Raw genomic sequence first — 20,830 nt, 5'->3', positions numbered from 1 at the left:
GAACCGTCCTGGCCACCGGCCCGCTGGTCCAGTCATCACGGACCACCCGCTGGAAGCCACGGCGACGGCGAGCCTCTGACGGACCCAGCACCCTTGTTGATGTTACTTCTGCCCTCGGCGTCGCCTACCGCAAGGCGCTGCACGACCTCGGCTTCGCCGGTGACCTCAGCCTCGCCGGTGACCTCAGCCTCGCGGGAGACCCGCGCCTCGCCGCAGCCTAGGAATGCGCCGGTTAGGCCGTCATCGTCAGCGCAGTACGGGGGATGTGTTCGCGAGGTAGTCGCGGATGCGGATCCGGTGCGTCTCGTGCATGTGCAGGCCGGCGAGCTGGTCGAGCGCGAAGAAGCCGACCGCGGTCGACTCGTCGCTGACGGCCAGCTCCCCGCCGACGATGGCGCAGGCGCAGCAGATCGAGAACTGCTGGCGGATCTCGCCGTCGGGGTAGGCGAAGACGTGCCCCGGGTCCGAGTAGATGCCGACGATCCGCTCGATGACGACGTCGAATCCGGTCTCCTCGCGGACCTCCCGGATCACGCAGTCAGCGAACGTCTCCCCGATGTCCATCCCGCCGCCGGGCAGCGCCCACTCCCCGTTGTCGGCCCGCCGCTGCAGGAGGATCCGCCCGTCGGCGTCGGGGGCGACCGCGCAGCCCCCGACGACCAGCGCGTTCGCTCGCGGCGCGTTCGGGTCGTGGTAGTAGTCGATTCGCCTCACGCTCCCCATCCTCTGCCCACGGCGGGCCGGAAGGGCGAGGCGGGCCACGCGGGCCCGCCGAAGCGGGAGCGGAGCCCGCGTCAGGAGACGTCGTGCCGAGAGAGCCCGCGTCAGGAAAGGTCGGCGCGCAGCCGGTGCAGGCGCAGGGAGATGATCCGCCAGCGGCCGTCGGCGCCTCGGCGGTACTCCTCGTGGTAGTGCCCGTAGCCCTGGAGGGTGCGTGCCGGCTCGGTCCACTGGACGTAGTCGAACATCGCCCAGATGCCGTGGGCCGCGTCCGGCCCGGTGATCTCGATCTCCGGCATGTGCCCGTGGTGCGTCGTGACCGCGCCGGCGAGGGTTCCGCTGATCGCGGCGACGAACTCGTCGCGCCCGGTGAACGTCACGTCCGGGACGTCCTCGACCCAGACGGTCACGTCCTCGGTGAACACGTCCGCCCACTCGTCCCACTTCTTGGTGTCCAGCAGGCGGAAGTACCGCGCCTTCAGCTGCTTGATCTCCTCGACCGCGCCCAGCGTCTCGACGTCCACGCGTTCCGCCTCTCCCGCTTCCGCCCGCTATGCCCGCGGCGTCATCCCACCACAGCGACGGGCGGCGCGCGCCGGGCAGAACGCCTGGCGGTGCGGAAGGGCGGCGGCCTGGATCGCCGAGCGGCGTGCTCGGCTCGCCCGGTCCGCCGCCCCGCCGTCCTTCCGGGTCAGGGGTCCTGGGAGGTGTCGCCGGTCATCGGTGGGTCCTGGCCGCGCCGGTCAGGTCAGGGCGCCGGCTGGACCGTCGGGAGCTGGACCCGGACGTTGGTGGCGTAGGTCGTGCTGATGCCGTTGCTGGGCCGCGCGTACGGACCGGCGGATGACAGCAGTTCCAACCGGGGCCGATGGCCGGGGGTGAAGGTGTAGGCGTTTCCGCTGAGCTGGAAGGTCGCCGTGCCGGCCTGGTTCGCCGTCACCCGGTAGATGCCCTGGGTGACGAGAATTTCGTTTCCATTGGGGGCGACGTCCCACAGCCGGGCGTCCAGCTGGCCCTCTGGGCCGACGTGCTGAATGTTCACCGTCACCTGTGGCATGCCGGCCAGGGTGAACGCCTGTGCCCGCGTGGGCCCGGTGGCAATGATGGCGTTGGCGTGCGGGAAGGCCAGCGAGATGCGGCACGGGTTGGACTTCTGCAGAGCCTGGGAGAAAAGCGGGCCGAACTGTGACGAGTCGCCGCCCAGGATGCCGCCGAGGGTGGCCGGGTCCACCGTGCCGTTGATGAGGCCGGTGAGCACGTCACCCAGCGTTCCGGGCAGGATCCCCAGGACCGGGTCGCGGTCGCTCTCGCCGAAGAAGTTCACCCCGCTCGACGTCGTCGCCTGCAGTCCCGGCTGGGTGAAGGCGAGCGTCCCGGGATGCGCGGCGGCCCACGACGGGGCGGTGACGGGCGCCGGGGTGGCGGCGCCGGCGGGGCAGCTCATCGGTGAGAGGGCCACCGATCGCGGCGCCGGGCCGGCGCCGGTCCCGCGCAGCTTCGCGTCGAAGAACGCCGATCCCGCGTCGACCAGCCGGTCGACGATGTCGGCGCGGTTGCTGGCGCCCGGGTGGCCGGTGTCGCCCAGCTGCAGCGACACGTCCGCCGCGGGGCTCGCCGCCAGCGCCTGGTTGTAGAGGGCCAGGCCCTGCTGGGCGTTGAAGAGGTCGTCGGTCCAGCCGTTCTCCACCAGCAGGGGCGCGGGCACTCCCGGGATGGCCGTCGTGCCCTTGTACCGCAGCGCCCGGACAAGGCCCTGCACGTCGGTTCCGGTGTAGGGCTCTCCCCGCAGGAAGGCCTTGTACCAGGTGGTCAGGTCGGCGTCGGCATCGGCGCCGGCCGGTGCGATCTGCCCGAACAGTCCGGTGACCAGGTACAGGAAGGTCGTGTAGGACAGCTTGGGTATGCCCACGGGCGAGGTGTCCGTCGCATAGTTCGGCGGCGTCGTGTCGGTGGCCCGGCCGTTCGGGACCAGAGCGTTGGCGAGATCCGCCCATCCCCAGCGGGGGTACGACGCGGCGACGCTCAGGGGGGTGCCGTTCGGGCTGGTCCAGGGAGCGAACGTTCCGTCGGGCAGCGCGATCCGGTTCCTGAGAAAGGCCAGCTGCGCCGAGGTGCCGCCGCCGTAGGAGACCCCGGTCACGCCCACCGCCGCCGGGTTGGCGATTCCCTCGTCGACGAGCTTTCCTACGAGATGCTGGACGTCCCGGGCCTCGTAACGGACGTCGTCGAGGTGCACCCATCCTTGCGCGCAGCCGGGAGTTGTCTTGGTCTGGGCGCCGCAGGAACCTCCGAAACCGCGCGCGGTCGGCGTCACCACGGCGTAGCCACGCTTGGCGTAGTAGTTCGTGTTGTAGTGGTAGGTCAGCGCCTGCGATCCCTCGGGTGACGTGTCCTCGAATGCCGTCTTGTCCTCGCCGAGACCGTGCAGCAGGACGATTGTCGGAAACGGCCCGGATCCGGTCGCGGGTAGTGTGACGTCGACGTCCAGTGGTGTGCCGTCCCACGAGGCCACCCGCTGGTCGATGCCCGTCGTGGCGCAGAAACGCACGCCGTTCTGATCGGCGCATGAATGCCCGAACGGCGAGACGGCGGCTCGCGCCGTGGCGGCGTCGACTACGACCATGCCGCCCGCGAGCGCGGTCGCCATCCCGACCGCGCATAAGCTTTGTCTGAATCTACGGCTCATGAAGTTCCTCCTCGTGACGGAAGCTGGCCAGGCGCGCGAAGGTACCCGAGTCGCAATTTCTTTTCACCCCGGGCGGCGCCCATGGTGTCATCACCACCGGGCGCGGGCGCCCATGTACCCGTTCGAAGAGAATTGGTCTCTTACTCGCCTGCTCAGGCGGTCCAGAACACGGCTGGCGCCTTGGGCTGGGTGGCACGAGAAGCCTGTGAATGCCGGCGTGTCGACGATGAGAAATTCCGCGGGGGCGGGCGCGTGGACAATCCTTGCACGCCCCGCCCGTGATGTCCTCGGCGAGGAAGTACGAAGTTACGCGGGTGTTACTGGACCCGCGGTCCGAGGCCGGCGGCCCGGTCGGGGGGCGGCCAGGGCGGCGACAGCGACGGCGAGATCGCGGCGCCGGTCCGGGCGAGGATGAAGGCCATCCGCAGCACGAAGGCGTCGCGCCCGCGGCGGGGGTCGCGGCCGGTCAGGCTGATCACCTTCTCCAGCCGGTAACGCAGGGTGTTGACGTGGACCGGGAGGCTGCGTGCGGCGGCGTCCGGCGAGCCGTCATGAGCGAGCAGCGCGTCGACCGTCTCCACCAGCCCCCGCCCCGCCGCGAGCAGCGGGCTGTAGTACTCGGCCACCAGTTGGCGCGCGGCTTGGCGGTCTCCGCAGAGAACCCGTTCCGGTAACAGGTCATCGACCCCGACGACCCGGCCTGACGTCCGTTGGCCGACGACCGCCCGCAGCCCGAAAAGGACGGCGGCCGCGGCTGGGCGCGCGGCGACAACGGATTCGACCGGGTTGCTGACGACGAGGGTGTCGATCAGTGCCGCTTCGCCTGGCGCCGCGGTGCGAACCATTTCGTCCAGCGCGGCGAGCACACCGTCCTGGCCGCCCCCCATCGCCGCGGGCGCGATCAGCAGGACGGCCGACCCGCGCCGGGCGGCGCACGCCGGGGCGCCGTGCGCGTCCATGATCCGAAGCATCGCGCGCAGCACGGCCTCGGTGGAATCGACGGGCGGGACAGCCCCCGCGATACGGACCGGGACGCCCAGCGGGAAAACGCCGCCGGCCCGGTCCGTGATCTCCCGCTCGTCGCCCTCGAGCAGCGCGTCGACCAACAGCTTCTGGCGTTGGTCGCCGTCGCGGGCGCGATGTTGCGCGACCCGCGCGTAGACCGACGCCGCGGCGAAAGCGGCCTCGCGGCCGTATCGTTCGAGATCTCCTCGGAGCAGGGCGGCCGATGGCTCGCCCATGACGTCGTCGACGGCCGTGAGAACGGTCTCGACCGTCAGCCGGATGAGTTCGACGACCTGCCCCAGCGACAGCTGCTGCAGTACTCCCCTGGGGGCGTCCGAGAAGATTCCCCGCAGCGCCGGAGAACGCGGTTCCGTGATGTCCTCCGCCATCACCTTGAGCTCGTTCATCACCACTATCTTGATCCACGACTTGGTCCGCGCCGGCAGGCCGCGGAACCACGGCATCTCGCTGAACGCGTCGAGGGCGGCATCCGAGAGACTGTCGATCGATCGCCGGAGGCTCTCCAGCGCCTTGGCCTGGTCGGCCTGGTCGGCCAGGCCGGCCTGGTCTGCTGCCGTCCGCACCAGCGTCACCTCCACGGCGAGAGCGCCTCGGGCCGCCACAGATCCCGGATGGCCCGGATCCGAATGGCCGGGATCTGAGTGTGCCTGATCAACGCCCTCCGGGCTGCCAGACCGACCAGGATCTCCAGCCGGTCGGACCGTGAGAGGCCAGATGTGTCTCGGAGGGCCGTTGAGGCGCCGCGGGATGACGGGTCCGGACGCTGGCTGGCGCCCGAGAGGTAAACGCCGCCGCGCCCGCCGACGAACGGGCGGGCGGGCGCGGCGATGCTCGGCACCACGCGGCCAGCCCTGCCTGACCGCGCGGCACGCCCGGGACCTGGCAGCGCGGCACGCCTCGGACAACCGGGAAGGCGTCCGCGCCGGGCATGGCCCGCTACGGCGTGTGAGCATGGCCGCGGGCCTAGTGTGTCCGCGGACGATGCACATCCGGCGGCGCCGACCTCGACGGGCGGGACGGCGGGAGGGGACGAACATGCGGGTTCTGACCCGGATCCTGCGCAGCTACACGGTCCAACCGCTGTCGGCGCGGCGCGCGATGCGGGTCATGGTCGCCGCCACGACGCTGACAGTGCTCGCCGGCGGCATCGTCATCCGGATCGTCGACCCACGAAGCTTCCCGAACGTCGGGATCGGTATGTGGTGGGCCCTGCAGACCGTGACCACGGTGGGATACGGGGACGTGGTGCCGACGACAGCTGTAGGTCGGTTCATCGGATCGATGATCATGCTCGAGTCGATCGCCTTCCTCGCCATCGTGACCGCATGGGTGACGTCCAGCTTCGTCCGGCGCGCCCAAGCCGACCGGGGGCAGGCCGACGGGTCTGTTCGTCCCCCGGCCACCGAGGATCCACGCGGCCCGGGCGTCGACGCGCTGCTGCCCGCGATCGACGCCCGACTGCGCCGGATCGAAGCCGCCCTCGATGCGGGCACCGACGGACCTCCGCCGGCCGCCTAGCGTCGCGGACGAGTCCCGGCGCCGCACCGCCGCACCGCCGCGCCGCCGCACCGCCGCGCCGCCACACCACGGCCGCCTCAGGGCTCCAGGACCACGGTTCCCGTCGCGGCCGGTCGGTCCGTCGCGGCCGGGTCCGGTGCGCAGACCACGTCGTAGGTCCCAGCGGTGGCGGGCATTCTCATCGTGTCGCCACCACCCGGCTCGATCGGTCCAGTGAAGATCGCCACCGAGCCCCCGCGGGACAAACTGAAACGGCACGCCACGTCGCCGTTGTTCACGACCCTCACCCATTCCTCGACCTGGAAGGTCGACGGCGTCGAGCGGACGGTGGTTCCTTCGATCGTGAGCGTCCCGGGAGGGTTCGGCGGTGGTGAGTAGTACCCCGGCGGCGGCGAGTACAGGGGAACGCTCGTGCTGACGGCCGGCCTCGGTGACACCGGGACGGGCGGCTGCGACGTGTCCTGCCGCGGCGAGTTGGGCGTGCCATCGCGGGTCGGGGAAAGTGTCGGAGCCGGCGTCGTCGGAATCGACGACGCGGAGGGCGTCGGGGCCGTGGACGCGGCCGGAGCAGGTGTCCCGGTCGGGGAGCTCGACATCGCCGGGACCGTGACAAGGTCGTCCCTGCCATCCGTGCCACGGATCCCGGTCCCGGCCACGACGACGGTCACCGTCGCCGCGGCGATGGCTCCGACGACACCGGCGCCGGCACCGATCACGGACGTCCGGCGCCGGCGCAGCGCCGCCGAACGCCCGGCGACCCGGTCCAGCAGGTCGGGGGTCGGTCCCGCCAGCTCCGCCAGTTCCTTCAGGCGCTGCTCGACCACGACCTCCTCGCGGTCAGGAGCCAGGCGGTCAGCCATGGGAATCGTTCCTCTGCGTCCGGGGATGCGGCGGCGTCGGGCGGCTGGCCGGGCCTTCTGGCGCCGGCGGCCGCGGGGAGGGTCGCGGAGACGGTCGCTGGTCGTCGACAGCGACGCGCAGCTGCGCCAGCCCCCGGGAGGTCAGGCTCTTGACGGTGCCGATCCGGCAGCCCATCGCGGCCGCCGTCTCGGCCTCGGAGAACTGCAGATAGTGGCGCAGGACCACGGCGCAGCGCTGCCGGGCCGGCAGCCGCGCCAGTACCCGGGACAGCTGGTCCAGGCTCTCGGTACGGGCGAACGCGTCAGGGCCCGGCCGGTCCGGCAGCCGGGCGGTCGGCCGTTCCCGCGCCAGCACCTTCCACCCCGTCCGACGATGGGTGTTGACCATCACGCGGTAGACGTAGGCGTCCGGCTCGCCCCTGGCGGCGACCCGACGCCACACCAGCAGAACCCGCGCGAGGGTTTCCTGGACCAGGTCCTCCGCGGCCGCGCGGCGTCCCGTCAGGACGAACGCGGTACGGAACAGGACGTCGGACCTCGCCCGGACGAACGCCTCAAACGAGTCGCCGGCCGGTGTCCCCGATGGGCCGGTCTCCGTCAGGCCACCCGCCGGCCACGTCGCGTCGTCGGCGGTTCCCTGAGGTCTGGTCGACTTCACACCCATATCAGGCGTCCAGCGGCCAGGAGGTTCCGCGCCGATGCCCAACGCTCGCCCAACCGGGTACCGCGCCATGCGGCCGCCACGCGTCGGGCGGGAGCACCGTCAGCTCCCCGCGTTGAGACAGCCGCTTCAGACCGGTAGTCCGGCCTCAAGATGGCCGAGTGCCTGGTCGATGAGGGCGGGCAGGTCCGCGGCGGGGTTCTCGGCGAGGGCGGGCAGGGTGGCGAGCATGGCGCCGATGGCGCTGCCGGCGACGGTGCGCACGGCGAGGTCGTCCTTCGGGCGTCCCGTCCGCTCGGCGACCGCGTCGGCGAGCAGGAGCATCGCCTGGGAGATCTGGTCCAGCATGGCGGCGCGCAGCGGGCGCTCGGCGAGGATGAGCGAGGTGCGCTCCTGTATCGCCTGCCTCTGGTCCGGGGCGAGCGCGTCGAACTGCTGGCGGATCGCGGCGCGGATCGCCTGGATGGGCGTCAGATCCGCGGGCTGTTTCTGGAACGCCTCGACGATCAGGGGGTCGAGGTCGTCTTGGAGGACGACGTCCTCCTTCGTGCGGAAGTAGCGGAAGAAGGTCGTCTCGGAGACCTCCGCGGCGTCGATGATCTGTTCGATGGTGGTGGCCTGGTAGCCCTGTTCGTGGAACAGCCGCAGGGCATGGGTCTGGATGGTGGCCCGGGTCCTGGCTTTCTTGCGTTCTCGCAGGCCGGGCGTGGCCCGGTCAGTGGGCGGCGGCATCGGCGGTCCCCTCCTCGATCGGTTGGCCGGATTCCGTTCTACGGGATCGCCTGCCGGGCAGGAGGGCCAGGGCCGCGAACGCTCCGAGCGTGGCGATCGCGGCCGACGCCAGGAACGCGGCGCTCATGCCGTCGACGAACGCCGCCCGGACCGCCTGTTCCAGTCCGGGCGCTCCGGCTGCCCGCGCGGCGGCCGTGCCGTCGTAGAGGCTCCGGCGCGCGGGCGCGGCCATCGCCGCCGGCAGCGCGGCGCTGTCGAGCCTGGCTTGGTAGACCGCGACGAGGACACTGCCGGTGATCGCCGTGCCGAGCGGGCCGCTCGTCTTGTTGAACGCCTGCACGACGGCGGACTCGGTGCCGCTGCGTTCGGCCGACAGTCCGGCCAGCGCCGCCGCGGTCGACGCGGACAGGGCCAGTCCTGTTCCCGCGCCGACCAGTGCCGTCCAACCGGCCGTGAACGCGAGGCCGGAGGTGGGCGCGGCGGTGGCTCCCACGGCGAGACCACCGGCCAGGAGCACGAATCCCAGCGCTACCACCGACCGCGCGGTGACCGCCGGCGCGAGCCGGCCGGCGAGCCCGGCGCCGACGACCATGCCCGCGATGAGCGGGAGCAGGCGCAGGCCGCTGCCGAGCGTGCCGGTTCCCTGTACCCCCTGGAAGTACTGGGGCATCGTGAACAGCACGCCGATCATCGCCAGGCCCGCGACCGCGGCGAGCGCCGATCCCCACAGGAACGGGCCCGGCCGCAGAAGCCGCGGGTCGACCAGCGGCCGGCCGGTGGGCAGCCGGCCGAGCCGGTGCTCCCACCAGACGAACCCGGCCACCACCGCGACTCCGGCAGCCGTCGACAGCACCGCGTCCGGGCTGCCCCAGCCGCGCTCCCCGGCGCGCACCAGACCGTAGATCACCAGCGCCAGCCCGGACGCCGACGCCGCCGTGCCGACCGGGTCCAGGCCTGGGCGTTCCGCCGACCGGGACTCCGGAATCAGGATGAAGCCGATCACCGCGGCGAGCACGACGACCGGCACGTTGAGCAGGAACACCCAGCCCCACCAGAACCGCGACAGCATCCAGCCGCCGAGGATCGGTCCGAGCGGCAGGGCGAGGAAGGTCGCGGCCTGGTAGATCCCCACCGCCTTCGGGCGTTCCTCCTCGTCGAACAGGACGATCAGGGCCGACAGCGCCATCACCGTGATACCGGCGCCGGCCAGGCCCTGCAGCAACCGCCCCGCCAGGAACGCGCCGACCGATCCCGCGAAGGCGCAGAGAACGGAGCCGAGCGCGAACACGGCCAGGGACGCGAGCAGGACGCCACGGCGGCCGAAACGGTCGCCCGCCAGACCGACGGGCAGCACCGCCGCCGCTAGCACGAGCAGATAGCCGGCGGAGAACCAGACCAGGTCCGACTGCGACGCGTCGAGCGCCGTCGACAGCGTCGGCTGGGCCACCGACAGGACCGTCCCGTCCAGCCCGACGGCGAGCACGCTCAGGTTGACCGCTCCCAACGCCCACCACCGCCGCGTCCCCGATCCCCGCATACGACAGCCTCCCCCTAATAGGTGTTACCTCCAAAAGAAGGTAACACCCATTTATGCGGACGGGAGCAGGCGAGCGGTCGCTGGGCTGAAAGACCGCGCCAAGCGCGCCGCAAGGGCGGTGGGCCGGCCCCAAGTGGTGTCCAAGCGCCGGACGACATGGTGGCCACGTCCCGCCTCGGGTTTGCCCAGGTCATCACCGTTTCAGGGAGTCACCATGTCGACGCTCGCCCCCGACACCTCGTCCCTCGACGTGCCGCTCGCCGCCCTCGCCGGGAAGATCCGCGGCCAGGTCCTGCTGCCCGGCAACGACGCCTACCTGGCGGCCGCGACCCCGTGGAACGTGGCGGTGCCCGCCGCACCGGTGGCCGTCGTCGCGGTCGCCGACGCCACCGACGTCGTCGCGGCGGTCCGCTTCGCGGACGCCCACGACCTCGACGTCGTGGTGCAGGCCACCGGGCACGGGGCGCTCGCCCACACCCGCCCGAGCCTGCTGGTGCACACCGGCGGCCTCGACGAGATCACCATCGACCCGGTGCGGCGGCTGGCGCGGGTCGGCGCCGGGGTGCGCTGGCAGCAGGTGCTCGACGCCACCGCCGTGCACGGCCTCGGCGCGCTCGCCGGCTCCGCCCCGCACGTGGGCGTCGTCGGCTACCTCACCGGCGGTGGCCTGTCGCCGGTGGCTCGAAGCTTCGGCTACGGCAGCGACCTGGTGACGGCGTTCGACGTCGTCACCGGCGACGGCGTGGCGCGCCGGGCCACCGCGACCGAGAACCCGGCGCTGTTCTGGGGGCTGCGCGGCGGCAAGGGCGCGCTGGGCGTCGTCACCGCCGTGGAGTTCGAGCTACTGGACGTCCAGGAGATCTACGGCGGCTGCCTCTACTTCGACGGCGCGGACGCCGACCGGGTCCTGTCGGCGTGGAAGACCTGGTCGGCGGACCTGCCGGAGCAGGCGTCGACGTCGATCGCCGTGCTCCGGCTGCCGCCGATGCCGGCGGTGCCGCCCGCGCTGGCCGGCCGGTGCACCGTCGCCGTCCGGTTCGCCTGGGTCGGCGACCCGGCCGACGGTGAGCGGGTGATCGACCCGATCCGCGGCCTGGCACCGGTGATCTTCGGGGGTGTCGGCGTCCTGCCGTTCCCGGCGCTCGGCATGATCCACGCCGATCCGGTCGACCCGATGCCGGTCCACGAGCAGGCGGTGCTGCTGCGGGAGCTGCCCGACACGGCGGTGCGTGCCCTGCTCACGCTGACCGGCCCCGAGGCCGACTGTCCCCAGGTCATCGTCGAGCTGCGGCTGCTCGGCGGGGCGCTGGCCCGCGAGCCCCGCCAGCCGAGCGCCGTCTGCCACCGCGACGCGGCCTACTCGCTGCTGACGATCGGCATCGCGGCGCCACCGCTGGCCGCGGCGACGGCCGGCCACGCCACCGAGGTGATGGCCGCGATGGAGCCGTGGTCCGGCGGCCTCGGCGCGCCGAACTTCGGCGCGACCACCGACCCGGCGCTGGTCGCGCGCAAGTACGACGCGGCCGCCCTGTCCCGGCTCGCCACGCTGACCGCCAGCTACGACCCGAACGGCCGGATCGCGGCGGCGCACCCGGTACGCGCGGCCGCCGCCGCCCGCGCCCGGTCCTGACCACGCAGACGGCCGGCCGTCGCCCAGGCCGGCTGTCTCGGCCGGCCGTCGCCCGCTCAGCTCCCGCCGCGACTCCGCCGGTCCGCCGGAGCAGCCCGGGCACCGGCTGAAAGTGGCTCGGGCCAGGCCGCGAGGTGGTGCGTTGTCGGCGGTTTCTAGAACGGGTAGCGACTGTCGGTCATGGGTCGACTGCTCGGCATGTTGCGTGCCATGGGCTGGATGTCGGGTGCCGTGTCGGTTGGGTTGGTGCTCCAGGTGCGGTGGTGGGCTGTCGAGTTTCCAGCCCGCTTCGTGGTCAAGGACTACATTTGTGGCTCTGCGCAGACGACTGTGACCTGCGGGTTCGCCGCTGTCGGACGTTCAGCCGAGCCGATGCGTGCGGCGCAGACCGCATCGCACTGCCTGTCCGGGCTGTCCGCCGCGACGACGCGACAGCTGCGCGATCCAGATCGTGAGTATGGCTGGGACGAGACCCGGACGGCCGACGCAGCCTTTCGATGGCCCGCGCATCCGAGGCCGCTGACTGCTACTTTCCTCGCCCAACGCGGCGGCTCTGGTGCGACGAGGACCAGGACTGGCGCGCGGACCATGAGGACCCGCGCGCGGTCATCGAGCTTGCGCTCGGCACGCGCGCCGCGCACTGATCACCGCCCACCGGACGCCCGCCCGACGCCCGCCCGCCCGCATCGCGGCCCCACGATCGGCGTGCTGGACACTCATTCCTGCGGTTGGGGCGGATGGGAAGGCGTGATGACATGAGCGGCGCGACGGCATCCGGGGCGGGAAGCCCGGTAGGTTATCTGTGGATTCCGGCGGTCGACCTGTCCGCCGCCGCCTCGTTCTACCGGGACGTGTTCGGCTGGGAGGTCGACGAGCCTGGCCAGGGCGCGGGCGCGGTCGGCTTCCGCGCGCCGGGCCTCATCGGCCAGCTCACCACCGAGCTACCGGTCGGACCCGGCGGCCCGTTGCTGTGGCTCATGGCCGACGACCTCTACAAGGCGCTGCGCCTGGTCGAGCTGCGTGGCGGCCGGGTCCTCGGGCAGCCGCGGCGGCAGGGCGGCGCCCGCTACCTCGTCCAGGTCAGCGATCCGGCCGGCAACCGGCTGGGCATCGCGGTGCCGGTCGGGCCGCCGCGGCCGCAGCCGCTGGTCGTCGCGCGCGACGTCGAGGAGTCCAGCCGTTGGTACCAGGAGCTGCTCGGCCTGCGCTCCGACCACGGAGGCAAGGACTACGAGAGGCTCGTCACCGCCGACGGCACCCTCGTCCTGCAACTGCACCGCAGGGACGTCGAGCACGGCCACGGCCAGCTCGCCGACCCGGACCAGCCGGTCGGCAACGGCGCGGTGCTGTGGTTCGGCGACGTCGCCGACTTCGAGGGCGCCGTCGAACGGGCCGCGCGGCTCGGCGCGACGGTGGTGCACCCACCCATGCGCAACCCGCCCAGCGGCGAGGGCAACGGCCCGGCGCACCGCGAGATCTGGCTGAAGGACCCCGACGGCTACACCGTCGTGATCGCCAGCCCGGACGGCGAGGACCACGAGCCAGGCTGACCGCCCATGCCGGGCCCACACCGCCACGCCCGCAACTCCGTAACCCCTCGTCGACGGCTCCGCAACGCCAAAACCCCTGGCCAGCGTCACTTGATCTCAGACCGAGCAATCCAACAGTCAGCGAACGGGTGGTCGTCCGATCCCGGGTGACGGCTTGAGCGCTCGTCTGCGGAACTGCACGAAATGCAACCCTCAAGGGTGTTTGGCGGAATGGTGGTGACGCCAGAGCGGACCGAGGTTGTCGAGTTTGGTTCGAGGTGGAGGCCGCGGGCGCAGTCCAGGCTTCCTCGGCGTCACCAATCGGGAATCCGCTGGGTAGAGACGAGTCTTCAGAGCCGGAGCCGCCTCGTGCCGACCGACCATCTCGGCGTCGCGCACCGCGAGCCGCGAGTCGGCGGGCTCCTCTGACCGCGCAGCGCGTCGAGCGCTAGGCCGCGTACGTCCCGCCTGTCGGCCAGGTCTCCCGCTCCCGCTGCAAGCGCAGGATCTTCGTGAGCGCCGCCGCGTACGTCCGGTCCACCGTCCCGTCCGCCGGAGTGCCCTCCCGAGTGGATTTCTCGATCACCAGCAGCCGGTCCAGCTCCGGATGGCCGAACCGATACTCCACCCGAGCGCTGTCCTCGCGGGTTTTCTGGAAGTCGACCAGGATCGCCATCGCTGCTGTGCCGTCCGTAATCTGTACGTACCCATGCGTAGGGTACCGTCTCCTGAATGAGCGGCGACGAAGGCGCGGTTTCCCCAGCCTGCCCCGTGTGCGGGCGGACGGATGCCTACCCGGTCACCCATGGTCTTCGCTCCGACCGAAGCATGGGCCTGCAGGAGGACGGAACCTGGGCGAGCGGATCATGTTTCGGCGGACCGGAACAGTGGCGGTGCCGCGGCTGTCGTTGCGAATGGCCGACCAGGGGCTTCCGGTTCCACCTCTTCGTCGACGTCCGCGCCTGGGACCATGAGACGGCGCAGGACACTCTTGCCCGCATGCTCTACGCCAGAACTCCTGTCGAGGATGTGGACGTCGATCCCGTTGAAATCGGCGATGCCGTCGGGTATGTCGGGGTGGACGACGAGGGATTCCCGCGGTGGTCGTGGGACTGAGTGGGCCCTCCGCTCTGGGGCGAACCTCCGCACTGACCGGGCGGAGCGGGCAGCGCAACGCCGACCGACGGCCTTCGGCCTAACATGAATCTTCGTTGGTGTTAGAAGGGGCACGGATTTTCTTCGGACGGCTGCCTTCCGTCGTTGGCCCTGTTCGCGGTCGCGGTCGCGGTCACGCGGACGGCGGTCTTGTGCTTCCTGCTTTCGGTGGGAAATGGACCCTCTTCCTCGTTCGTATTGGTGTCGACCTGGTATGTCCGGCCGGCGGGACTCGTCCAGATGAAGAGGCCTGGTTCGGGCTGGTTTAGCGTCCAACCACCGCGATGCTTCATGACGTGGTGGCGGCGGCAGAGCAGGCCGAGGTTGTCCAGCGCGGTGCGACCGCCATGGGCCCAGGCCACTGTGTGGTCGAGGTCGCAGGCCGCGGCCGGGGTCGCGCATCCCGGGTAGACGCAGCGGGTGTCGCGGCGACGGACTAGGCGGGCCAGCGCCGGGGTCGGTATACGCCGGTGTCCCAGGTCCAGCACGGTGTCGGTCTCGGGGTCGGTCAGGACCCGGCGCCAGCGCGCGTCCGCTGCCAGCGCCCGGCCGACCTGGGCCGGGATCGGCCCGTAGCCGACCAGCTCGGCCGGGTTGTCGTCGAGCCCGGCCAGGGTGCCGACTGGGGCGATCACCTGGAGCTCGACCGTGACCCGTTCGCGCCGGTTCCCGAGGAGCAGGGCGGTCAGGACGTCGGCCCGCCGGGCGCCGATCGGGCGCCTGTCGCCGTCGCTGTGGGCGTCGTTCCTGGCGATCCGGTCGACCAGATCGAAGACCGCCCGTGCGTCCTCGGCGGGCAGGGTCGCCGACAGCAGCGCCATGCCGTCCTCGGCCGGCTCGATCGACACCTCCCGCCGCGTCTTCGCCTCCGCACGGCGCCGGGCGGCCGCGGCAGGGTCGAGCCGGCCGATCATCCGATGGATCTTGCGTCGCCACTGGGTGGGTGAGCTCAACCGGCTCCCGGCGAGCATCTGAGCCTCCACCACCGCCCGCTGCCCACCGGACAGGACATGAGTGAGCGCGTGCAGCGCACGCAACCGAGTCAGATCCAGATCACCGACCGTCAGCGCGTCCAGAGCGGCTGGAAGACGGTGGGCGAGGTCCCAGGCCTGGTCCAACCGGCCGGTCACCGTCCGCGGCGACTGCCCCAGCTCAGCCGCCAGCTCATCACCCAGATACGGCGAGAACGGCTCATCGTCCTCACCATCCAGACACCCCCCGACCACCGGCCGCAGCTCCGCCAACCGCACCTGCGCCCGGATCGTCAACCCCTCCAACCGCGACCCCAACCGCGCGAGCCCCACCACCAGCTCAAACGCCTCCGCCTCCGCACACGCCGCCAGACCCGCCAGCAGCTCATCGAAGACCCCACCTACCGCCACCAGCCGCGCCAGAAGCCCATCGGCAGCCTCGGGTCCCTCAGCGACAGGTCCATCGGCGGCCGACCCGTCAACGGCGAGACCGTCGGTGGCAGGCCCATCGACGGCGCATTCGTAGACGGTCGGCCCGACGATGTCAGCAGGGCACCTCTTGCCCGGGACTTCCGCCGAACCCGCGGCGCCCGCCGCCGGCCCCTTTCCTGCCCGCCGCGCCTGCGCGCCGGAATGTGGCGACGGACGTCGCGATGCCGCCCGCGGGACCGACCGGCAATGCCCGGAACCCACCGAGGCAGTCGCGACAGCGCCCGCAGGGGCGGTCGAAGAGCTCTGGGACAACGACACGGCGCCACCACCCGAACCGCCGACACGCATTTCGAACATGCGTTCACGATAACCCGGAGCGTGAAATAAGACAACCTGCCATCAGTTCCGCTTCACCCATAACAGGGGTCCCGGAATGCAGCCCTGTTACACCCACCATAAATCTCCCAAGAGACCGGATGGGGAGCCCCACCAAGAGTCAGCAACCGATATTCTATAACGTGCATGAAAGCACGCCACTTGGCCGCCGGACGCATGATGAAGATGATTTCCCGCCAGGATCCGTCGCAGCGAGATACGACGCCACACGGCGTCCAGCATCAGACCGGAGGCCATGGCCCGCCATGCCCGCCACCGACGTCCCGGCCGCGACAACCCGCGATCAGCGTCGACATCCACGCCGGGTGGCGAGCGCCGACGCCTGCCCGGCGCAGCCCGACGCCAGCCCGAAGTGGCCTACCGGTCCACGGCGTCGACCCGCCCCAGGCAACGATCACCCAACCCCGCAAGCCGGGTCGTTCGGCCAATGACCCAGGCCGGGTTGTGACCGTCGACGGGCTGAAGCACGCTTCGCTTGATCTTGATCCAGAGTCGATGCTCCACCCCGGCCACGTACGAGGGTGCTCCTGTCACAAACAGCCTTCTACGGCGACATACAGGCCTAAGACGTTAGCAGGCAGTGCTCCGTTCGATGCTGGAGGCGCTCGTGCGGCCGAGCTGGGTCGAGCAGGTCACCGCCGCCGCGCAGACCCTGGTACCGCCCGACCGCCGAGATCGGCCGCGACCGCGACCGGTTGCGCAGGCACGCCGCGTAGACGACGGCGTGTACGCCGTCTCGACGGCCCGGGGCCCGATCGGTGTCGACACCATGATCGACCTGCACCTCGCGCCCCGGGAACCGGACGCATCGGATCGGATGGCGTACCGGGTGACCGCGGTAGAGGAGGGGCGAAGCGAACTGCGTGTGCGCGTCGCTCCGCACGCGCCGCACACCGGTCTGTGGTTGTGGGGAACCGCAAGGGCCGCGGGTTACCTCGAGCGCAACCTCGTCGAGTGCTGGAAGAATCTGGGCGACCCTGGACTCGCCAGCCAGATAGTTGACGGCATTCTTACTCCAATACTGTCAACGGTGAACCGGGCCCCCGGCCTGTCCAGCGACCAGGCGCGCGCCTACCACGCCTGTACGACCAGCGGTGAACCGATGGTCTGGGGGCCTCCGGGCACGGGTAAGACAACCGTGCTCGCGAGAGCCATCGACGCCCTTCTCACTCGAGGAAAACGGGTGCTGCTGGTCTCCGCGACGAACATCGCCGTCGACAACGCACTGCTCGGCGTCGTCGTGGCACGCGACCCGCCGGCCGGAGAACTGGTCAGAGTGGGCCCGCCCGCCCTCGCCAGGATCGCTCAGGCGGGAGGGCGCCCTCGGCGCAGCCACCGCTGGCGGCGGCGCCTTGGCGCAGCGCCAACCCGGCCATCTCACCGACCCCGGACCAGACCCACCCCCCGCCATCCGGCCTCACCCGGGATCGGCGCGGGAGGGCGCCCTCGGCGCCCGACACGGGGCGAGCGCGTCCAGCGCCTCGCCCCGGCATCATGAGAGGCGTGCCGCTCTATCGCCTGTTCGGCCCGGTCGAGGTGGTCCGCGAGGGGCGGCCGGTCGCGCTGGGCGGGCCCAAGCCGCGCGCCGTGCTCGCGGCGCTGCTGCTCGACGCCGGCCGGGTCGTCTCCGTCGACCGTCTGGCCGACGCCGTCTGGGGCGACGAACACCCGCCGAGCATGCTGTCCAGCCTGCACGCCCATATCTCCAACCTGCGCCGGCTGCTGCGGGACGACGAGCGGGCGACGTCGCCGATCGTGCGCCGCAACCCCGGCTATGTCGCGGACGTCGCCGCCGACGAGATCGACCTGCGGCTGTTCGAGCGGGAATGCGACCGGGCGCGCGCCGCCGCCGATGCCGGTGACTGGCCGGCGACCGTCGAGGCCGCCGAACGCGCCGCTGCGCTGCGGCGGCGGGGACCGCTGCTCGCCGAGTTCGCGGACGAGCCGTGGGTGCTGTCGGCGTCGGCGTCGTTCGACGAGCGGTGGGCGCAGTGCGAGCAGCACGCGGTCATGGGCCTGCTCGGCGTCGGCCGGGTCACCGCCGCGGTCTCACGGTCCCGCGAGCTGCTGGTCGCCACGCCGCTCACCGAGCGGGCGTGCTGGCTGCGCATGGTCACCCTTTATCGAGCCGGCCGGGCCGCGGAGGCGCTCGACGTGTTTCGCGAGCATGCCCGGCGGATGGACGAGGAGCTGGGCCTGGACGTCGGCCCGGCCCTGCGCCAGCTGCAGGGCGCGATCCTGCGCCAGGATGGCACGCTCGACGCGTGGCCCGCAGCCCTGGCGTCGGCGGGGCCCGCCACCGGCGGGCTCGCCGTCGCCGGCGCCACCGCTGCCGCTGCCACCACCGCGGCCGGAACCAGCAGCAACGCCGCGACCAGGGGCAGCTCCGCTGGCCGCGCACAACCGGCGCCCGTCGACGACGATCTCGTCGGCCGGGGCCGGGAGGTGGCCGCGCTGGAGTCGGTGCTCGCGGAGGCGGTCGCCGGCGCCGGCCGCTGGGTGGTCCTCACCGGCCCGGCGGGTATCGGCAAGAGCCGGCTCGCCGAGGAGGCCGCGGGCAGTTGGCAACGGGCCGGCGGCGTCGTCTCGCGCACCGGATGCCCCGACGACGTGGTGCCGCCGTGGTGGCCGCTGCGCCAGCTGCTGCGTGACCTCGGCGCCGACCCGGACGACCTGCTGACCCCGCCGGCCGGTGTCGACGCCGACGCGGCCCGGTTCGTCGTCTACGACCGGGTGGCCGGCGCGCTGGCCGACGCCGCCGCCGCCCGGCCGCTGATGGTGGTGGCCGAGGACGTGCACTGGGCGGATCCGGCGTCGCTGCGGCTGCTCACCCATCTCGCGGGCGCGGCGGCGTTCCCCGGCCTCGCCGTCGTCGCCACCGCCCGGGACGTCTCCGGGAACCCCGAGCTCGACCGGCTGCTCGCCGCCGTGTCCCGCCGGCACGGCTCCCGGCGCCTGGCCGTCCCGCCGCTCACCGAAGCCGAGGTGACCGAGCTCGCCGGCCGGGTCAGCGGGCAGGCCATCGACGCCGCCGAGGCGGCCGAGCTCGCCGACCGCACCGGCGGCAACCCGTTCTTCGTCTGCGAGTACGCCCGGCTGCCCGCCGAGGAACGGGCCAGCGGCCAGGTGCCGGTGGCCGTGCGCTCGGTGCTCGGCCAGCGGCTCGCCGGGCTCGACCTGGCCGTGACGCAGGTGCTCCGGGCCGCGGCGGTCATCGGCGACACCCTCGACATCGACCTGCTCGGACGGGTCACCCGGCTCGACCGCGACGAGCTCGCCGACCTGCTGGACGAGGCGGCGGACGAACATGTCATCGTCCAGGCCGCCGGAACCGGGCGGTACATGTTCGCGCACGCCCTGCTGCGGGACGAGGTCGTGGCTGGCATCTCCGGCCTGCGCCGCCAGCGGCTGCACCTGCGGGTCGCCGAGGCGCTCGGCCCGACCGGCGGCGGCGAGGCGCTCCCCCGGCGGGCGGCGCATCTCGTCGCGGCCTGGCCGCTCGCCGACGCCGCCGACGTGTTCGACGCCTGCCGGGCGGCGGCGCTCGACGCGGAGCGCCGGTGGTACTCCGAGGCGGCGGCGCACTGGTGGGGGCAGGCGCTCGACGCGCTCGACCAGACCACCGGCGATCCCGGTGTCGACAGGGACGAGGTTGTCGTCGCCAGGGTGACGGCGCTCGCGAGGGCCGGCCGCGGGCAGACCCTGCTCGACGTGGTCGATGCGGGCCTGCTCGACGCGGTGCGCCGCGGCCGGCTCGACTCGGCGGGCAGGCTCGCCGCCGCGCTGCTGCGCACCAGCGGTTCGTGGCCGTGGGCTGTCTACGGCGACGACCCGGCGCCGTTGCTGGCCCGCCTCGCCGGCCTGGAGACGCTGGTCACCGCCGACCCGGTCGCGCGCGTCCGGGTGCTGGCCGCGCTCGCCGTCGGCAGCTGCTACGACCCGGACGGCTCGGTGCCCGACCTGCTCAGCCGGCGGGCGATCGACCTCGCCGAGCGGACCGGGGACGACGAGGCGCTGGCCGACGCCCTGCTCGGCCGGGCGCTGGCGTTCTCCGGGATCGCCGAGCGGGCCACCGAGTCCCTCGGCCTGCTCGCCCGGCTCGCCGCCGTGCCGCACGCCAGCGCCCAGATCGACGAGGTGATCACGCACGGCCTGCGGTACCTGGCGAAGACGGCGCTGGGCGACCCGACGGCGGCCGACCACGTCCGGCTCGGCGCCCTCGGCAGCGACCTGCTGCGGCTGCCGGCGAGCCGGGTGCAGTTCCGGTGGGCGCAGGGCTCACTCGCCCTGTGGCGCGACGACGACCTGACCGCCGCGGAGGCGACCTACCGGCACGCCTTCGAGCTGCACCGCGAGACCGAGCTGTACCAGAGCGGCGTGTACCAGGTGGCCATGCTGAGCCTCCGCTTCGAGCAGGGCCAGCTGGGCGAGCCGGCGGAGACGCCGCCGATCAGCATGTCCGCGCCGTGGACGGCGACGCTGACCGCGATCGCCCGGGGCGGACCCGGCACCGACGAGCTGATCGCCGCGGAGATCGCCCGGTTCGAGCCGGTCACCTGGGCCACCCACGGCCGGCTGGCCGTGCTCGCGCACGCGGTCGCCGACCGCGGGCTACGGGAACACGTCGAGACGCTGACGGCCCGGTTGGCTCCGGTCGCGCACTGCGTCGCCAACATTGGGCAGTGCGGCATGGTGGGCCCCGTCGCGCTCGGCCTCGCCCGGCTCGCCGCCCTGGCCGACGACCTGCCGGCGGCACGGGCCCACCTGGGCTCCGCCACGGAGCTGGCCATCCGAACGCAGGGCGCCGGTGCGCTGCTGCGCTGCCGGCTGTTCGCCGCCCAGCTCGCCGCGCGGACCGGCGAGCCCGTCGACGACGCGGAACTTCGCGACGTGGCCGAACGAGCGGCCAGGCGCGGCATGACCGGTGTCGCCCGGGACGCCCAGGCGCTCGTCACCCAGCTCACCGCCGCGCCCTGA

The 20,830-nt window shown here is 72.5% G+C and carries 17 protein-coding genes; 7 read left to right on the top strand and 10 right to left on the bottom strand.

The genetic code is table 11. From position 1 onward, the window contains the following. Positions 1 to 246 precede the first annotated feature (246 nt). The 4 genes from QOZ89_RS37320 to QOZ89_RS37305 all read right to left on the bottom strand — a co-directional run bounded on the left by QOZ89_RS37320 (position 247) and on the right by QOZ89_RS37305 (position 4,995). Complete coding sequence (locus QOZ89_RS37320) at positions 247 to 723, bottom strand: NUDIX domain-containing protein (protein ID WP_071047944.1); 477 nt, start codon at positions 721 to 723, stop codon at positions 247 to 249. A 101-nt stretch (positions 724 to 824) separates the two neighbouring features. Beyond that, positions 825 to 1,244, bottom strand: coding sequence for a nuclear transport factor 2 family protein (locus QOZ89_RS37315; RefSeq protein WP_071047945.1), 420 nt, complete (start codon positions 1,242 to 1,244; stop codon positions 825 to 827). 224 nt (positions 1,245 to 1,468) lie between these two features. Further along, positions 1,469 to 3,406 carry a CocE/NonD family hydrolase gene (locus QOZ89_RS37310; protein ID WP_083418380.1) on the bottom strand — a complete coding sequence of 646 codons (1,938 nt, stop codon included), beginning with the start codon at positions 3,404 to 3,406 and terminating at the stop codon, positions 1,469 to 1,471. A gap of 317 nt (positions 3,407 to 3,723) precedes the next feature. Next, positions 3,724 to 4,995: a PucR family transcriptional regulator gene (locus QOZ89_RS37305; protein WP_131803870.1), complete on the bottom strand. Its 1,272-nt coding sequence runs from the start codon at positions 4,993 to 4,995 to the stop codon at positions 3,724 to 3,726. 472 nt (positions 4,996 to 5,467) lie between these two features. Here QOZ89_RS37305 and QOZ89_RS37300 point away from each other — a divergent pair, with 472 nt between their 5' ends. Further along, positions 5,468 to 5,950, top strand: a complete 483-nt coding sequence (locus QOZ89_RS37300; RefSeq protein ID WP_312628646.1) for a potassium channel family protein — start codon at positions 5,468 to 5,470, stop codon at positions 5,948 to 5,950. Positions 5,951 to 6,027: 77 nt separating this feature from the next. Here the strand turns inward: QOZ89_RS37300 and QOZ89_RS37295 are convergent, their stop codons facing one another. From QOZ89_RS37295 to QOZ89_RS37280, 4 genes are all read right to left on the bottom strand, one after another. After that, a complete protein-coding gene (locus tag QOZ89_RS37295; protein WP_071047950.1) occupies positions 6,028 to 6,810 on the bottom strand; it encodes a hypothetical protein in 783 nt (260 codons plus the stop codon). Then, positions 6,803 to 7,474, bottom strand: coding sequence for a SigE family RNA polymerase sigma factor (locus QOZ89_RS37290; RefSeq protein ID WP_083418381.1), 672 nt, complete (start codon positions 7,472 to 7,474; stop codon positions 6,803 to 6,805). The genes QOZ89_RS37295 and QOZ89_RS37290 overlap by 8 nt, the downstream gene beginning before the upstream one ends. A 126-nt stretch (positions 7,475 to 7,600) precedes the next feature. After that, the gene (locus tag QOZ89_RS37285) at positions 7,601 to 8,203 is read right to left on the bottom strand and encodes an acyl-CoA-like ligand-binding transcription factor (RefSeq protein ID WP_071047951.1); all 603 of its coding nucleotides are present in this window, start codon (positions 8,201 to 8,203) and stop codon (positions 7,601 to 7,603) included. After that, the gene (locus QOZ89_RS37280) at positions 8,187 to 9,740 is read right to left on the bottom strand and encodes an MFS transporter (RefSeq protein WP_071047952.1); all 1,554 of its coding nucleotides are present in this window, start codon (positions 9,738 to 9,740) and stop codon (positions 8,187 to 8,189) included. Before QOZ89_RS37280 ends, QOZ89_RS37285 begins: the two co-directional genes overlap by 17 nt. Positions 9,741 to 9,954: 214 nt before the next feature. Between QOZ89_RS37280 and QOZ89_RS37275 the strand changes: the two genes are divergently transcribed. The 3 genes from QOZ89_RS37275 (at position 9,955) to QOZ89_RS37265 (ending at position 12,920) form a co-directional block, all read left to right on the top strand. Continuing rightward, complete coding sequence (locus QOZ89_RS37275; protein WP_312628643.1) at positions 9,955 to 11,370, top strand: FAD-binding oxidoreductase; 1,416 nt, start codon at positions 9,955 to 9,957, stop codon at positions 11,368 to 11,370. A gap of 497 nt (positions 11,371 to 11,867) precedes the next feature. Next, positions 11,868 to 12,014 carry a hypothetical protein gene (locus tag QOZ89_RS37270; protein ID WP_312628641.1) on the top strand — a complete coding sequence of 49 codons (147 nt, stop codon included), beginning with the start codon at positions 11,868 to 11,870 and terminating at the stop codon, positions 12,012 to 12,014. Between the two features lie 111 nt (positions 12,015 to 12,125). Further along, positions 12,126 to 12,920, top strand: a complete 795-nt coding sequence (locus QOZ89_RS37265) for a VOC family protein (protein WP_312628639.1) — start codon at positions 12,126 to 12,128, stop codon at positions 12,918 to 12,920. 427 nt (positions 12,921 to 13,347) lie between these two features. Here the strand turns inward: QOZ89_RS37265 and QOZ89_RS37260 are convergent, their stop codons facing one another. Continuing rightward, on the bottom strand, positions 13,348 to 13,575 hold the full coding sequence (locus tag QOZ89_RS37260) for a hypothetical protein (RefSeq protein WP_071047955.1): 228 nt from the start codon (positions 13,573 to 13,575) through the stop codon (positions 13,348 to 13,350). Positions 13,576 to 13,727: 152 nt separating this feature from the next. On the opposite strand from QOZ89_RS37260, the gene QOZ89_RS37255 reads away from it, so the two are divergent. Then, positions 13,728 to 14,015: a hypothetical protein gene (locus QOZ89_RS37255; protein WP_131803872.1), complete on the top strand. Its 288-nt coding sequence runs from the start codon at positions 13,728 to 13,730 to the stop codon at positions 14,013 to 14,015. Positions 14,016 to 14,116: 101 nt separating this feature from the next. On the opposite strand, the gene QOZ89_RS37250 is transcribed toward QOZ89_RS37255, so the two are convergent. Further along, positions 14,117 to 15,436, bottom strand: a complete 1,320-nt coding sequence (locus QOZ89_RS37250; protein ID WP_071047958.1) for an HNH endonuclease signature motif containing protein — start codon at positions 15,434 to 15,436, stop codon at positions 14,117 to 14,119. A 997-nt stretch (positions 15,437 to 16,433) separates the two neighbouring features. On the opposite strand from QOZ89_RS37250, the gene QOZ89_RS37245 reads away from it, so the two are divergent. Next, entirely contained in the window at positions 16,434 to 17,351 is a 918-nt protein-coding gene (locus QOZ89_RS37245) for an AAA domain-containing protein (protein ID WP_071047960.1), read from the top strand. After that, positions 17,348 to 20,830 (top strand): ATP-binding protein, encoded by a 3,483-nt coding sequence (locus tag QOZ89_RS37240; protein WP_312628633.1) that lies wholly within the window; start codon positions 17,348 to 17,350, stop codon positions 20,828 to 20,830. Before QOZ89_RS37245 ends, QOZ89_RS37240 begins: the two co-directional genes overlap by 4 nt.

Source organism: Pseudofrankia coriaricola, from assembly GCF_032027725.1.
Classification (GTDB): Bacteria; Actinomycetota; Actinomycetes; order Frankiales; family Frankiaceae; genus Pseudofrankia.
Note: the sequence above shows the minus strand (reverse complement) of the source record. Positions and strands in the feature narration are given on the sequence as shown.

Excerpts from the sequence above, each read along its gene's own strand:
- QOZ89_RS37320 (WP_071047944.1), bottom strand. The coding sequence starts at position 723 with ATGGGGAGCGTGAGGCGAATCGACTACTACCACGACCCGAACGCGCCG.
- QOZ89_RS37310 (WP_083418380.1), bottom strand. The coding sequence starts at position 3,406 with ATGAGCCGTAGATTCAGACAAAGCTTATGCGCGGTCGGGATGGCGACC.
- QOZ89_RS37300 (WP_312628646.1), top strand. The coding sequence starts at position 5,468 with ATGCGGGTTCTGACCCGGATCCTGCGCAGCTACACGGTCCAACCGCTG.
- QOZ89_RS37295 (WP_071047950.1), bottom strand. The coding sequence starts at position 6,810 with ATGGCTGACCGCCTGGCTCCTGACCGCGAGGAGGTCGTGGTCGAGCAG.
- QOZ89_RS37290 (WP_083418381.1), bottom strand. The coding sequence starts at position 7,474 with ATGGGTGTGAAGTCGACCAGACCTCAGGGAACCGCCGACGACGCGACG.
- QOZ89_RS37285 (WP_071047951.1), bottom strand. The coding sequence starts at position 8,203 with ATGCCGCCGCCCACTGACCGGGCCACGCCCGGCCTGCGAGAACGCAAG.
- QOZ89_RS37280 (WP_071047952.1), bottom strand. The coding sequence starts at position 9,740 with ATGCGGGGATCGGGGACGCGGCGGTGGTGGGCGTTGGGAGCGGTCAAC.
- QOZ89_RS37275 (WP_312628643.1), top strand. The coding sequence starts at position 9,955 with ATGTCGACGCTCGCCCCCGACACCTCGTCCCTCGACGTGCCGCTCGCC.
- QOZ89_RS37270 (WP_312628641.1), top strand. The coding sequence starts at position 11,868 with ATGGCCCGCGCATCCGAGGCCGCTGACTGCTACTTTCCTCGCCCAACG.
- QOZ89_RS37265 (WP_312628639.1), top strand. The coding sequence starts at position 12,126 with ATGAGCGGCGCGACGGCATCCGGGGCGGGAAGCCCGGTAGGTTATCTG.
- QOZ89_RS37260 (WP_071047955.1), bottom strand. The coding sequence starts at position 13,575 with ATGGCGATCCTGGTCGACTTCCAGAAAACCCGCGAGGACAGCGCTCGG.
- QOZ89_RS37255 (WP_131803872.1), top strand. The coding sequence starts at position 13,728 with ATGGGCCTGCAGGAGGACGGAACCTGGGCGAGCGGATCATGTTTCGGC.
- QOZ89_RS37240 (WP_312628633.1), top strand. The coding sequence starts at position 17,348 with ATGAGAGGCGTGCCGCTCTATCGCCTGTTCGGCCCGGTCGAGGTGGTC.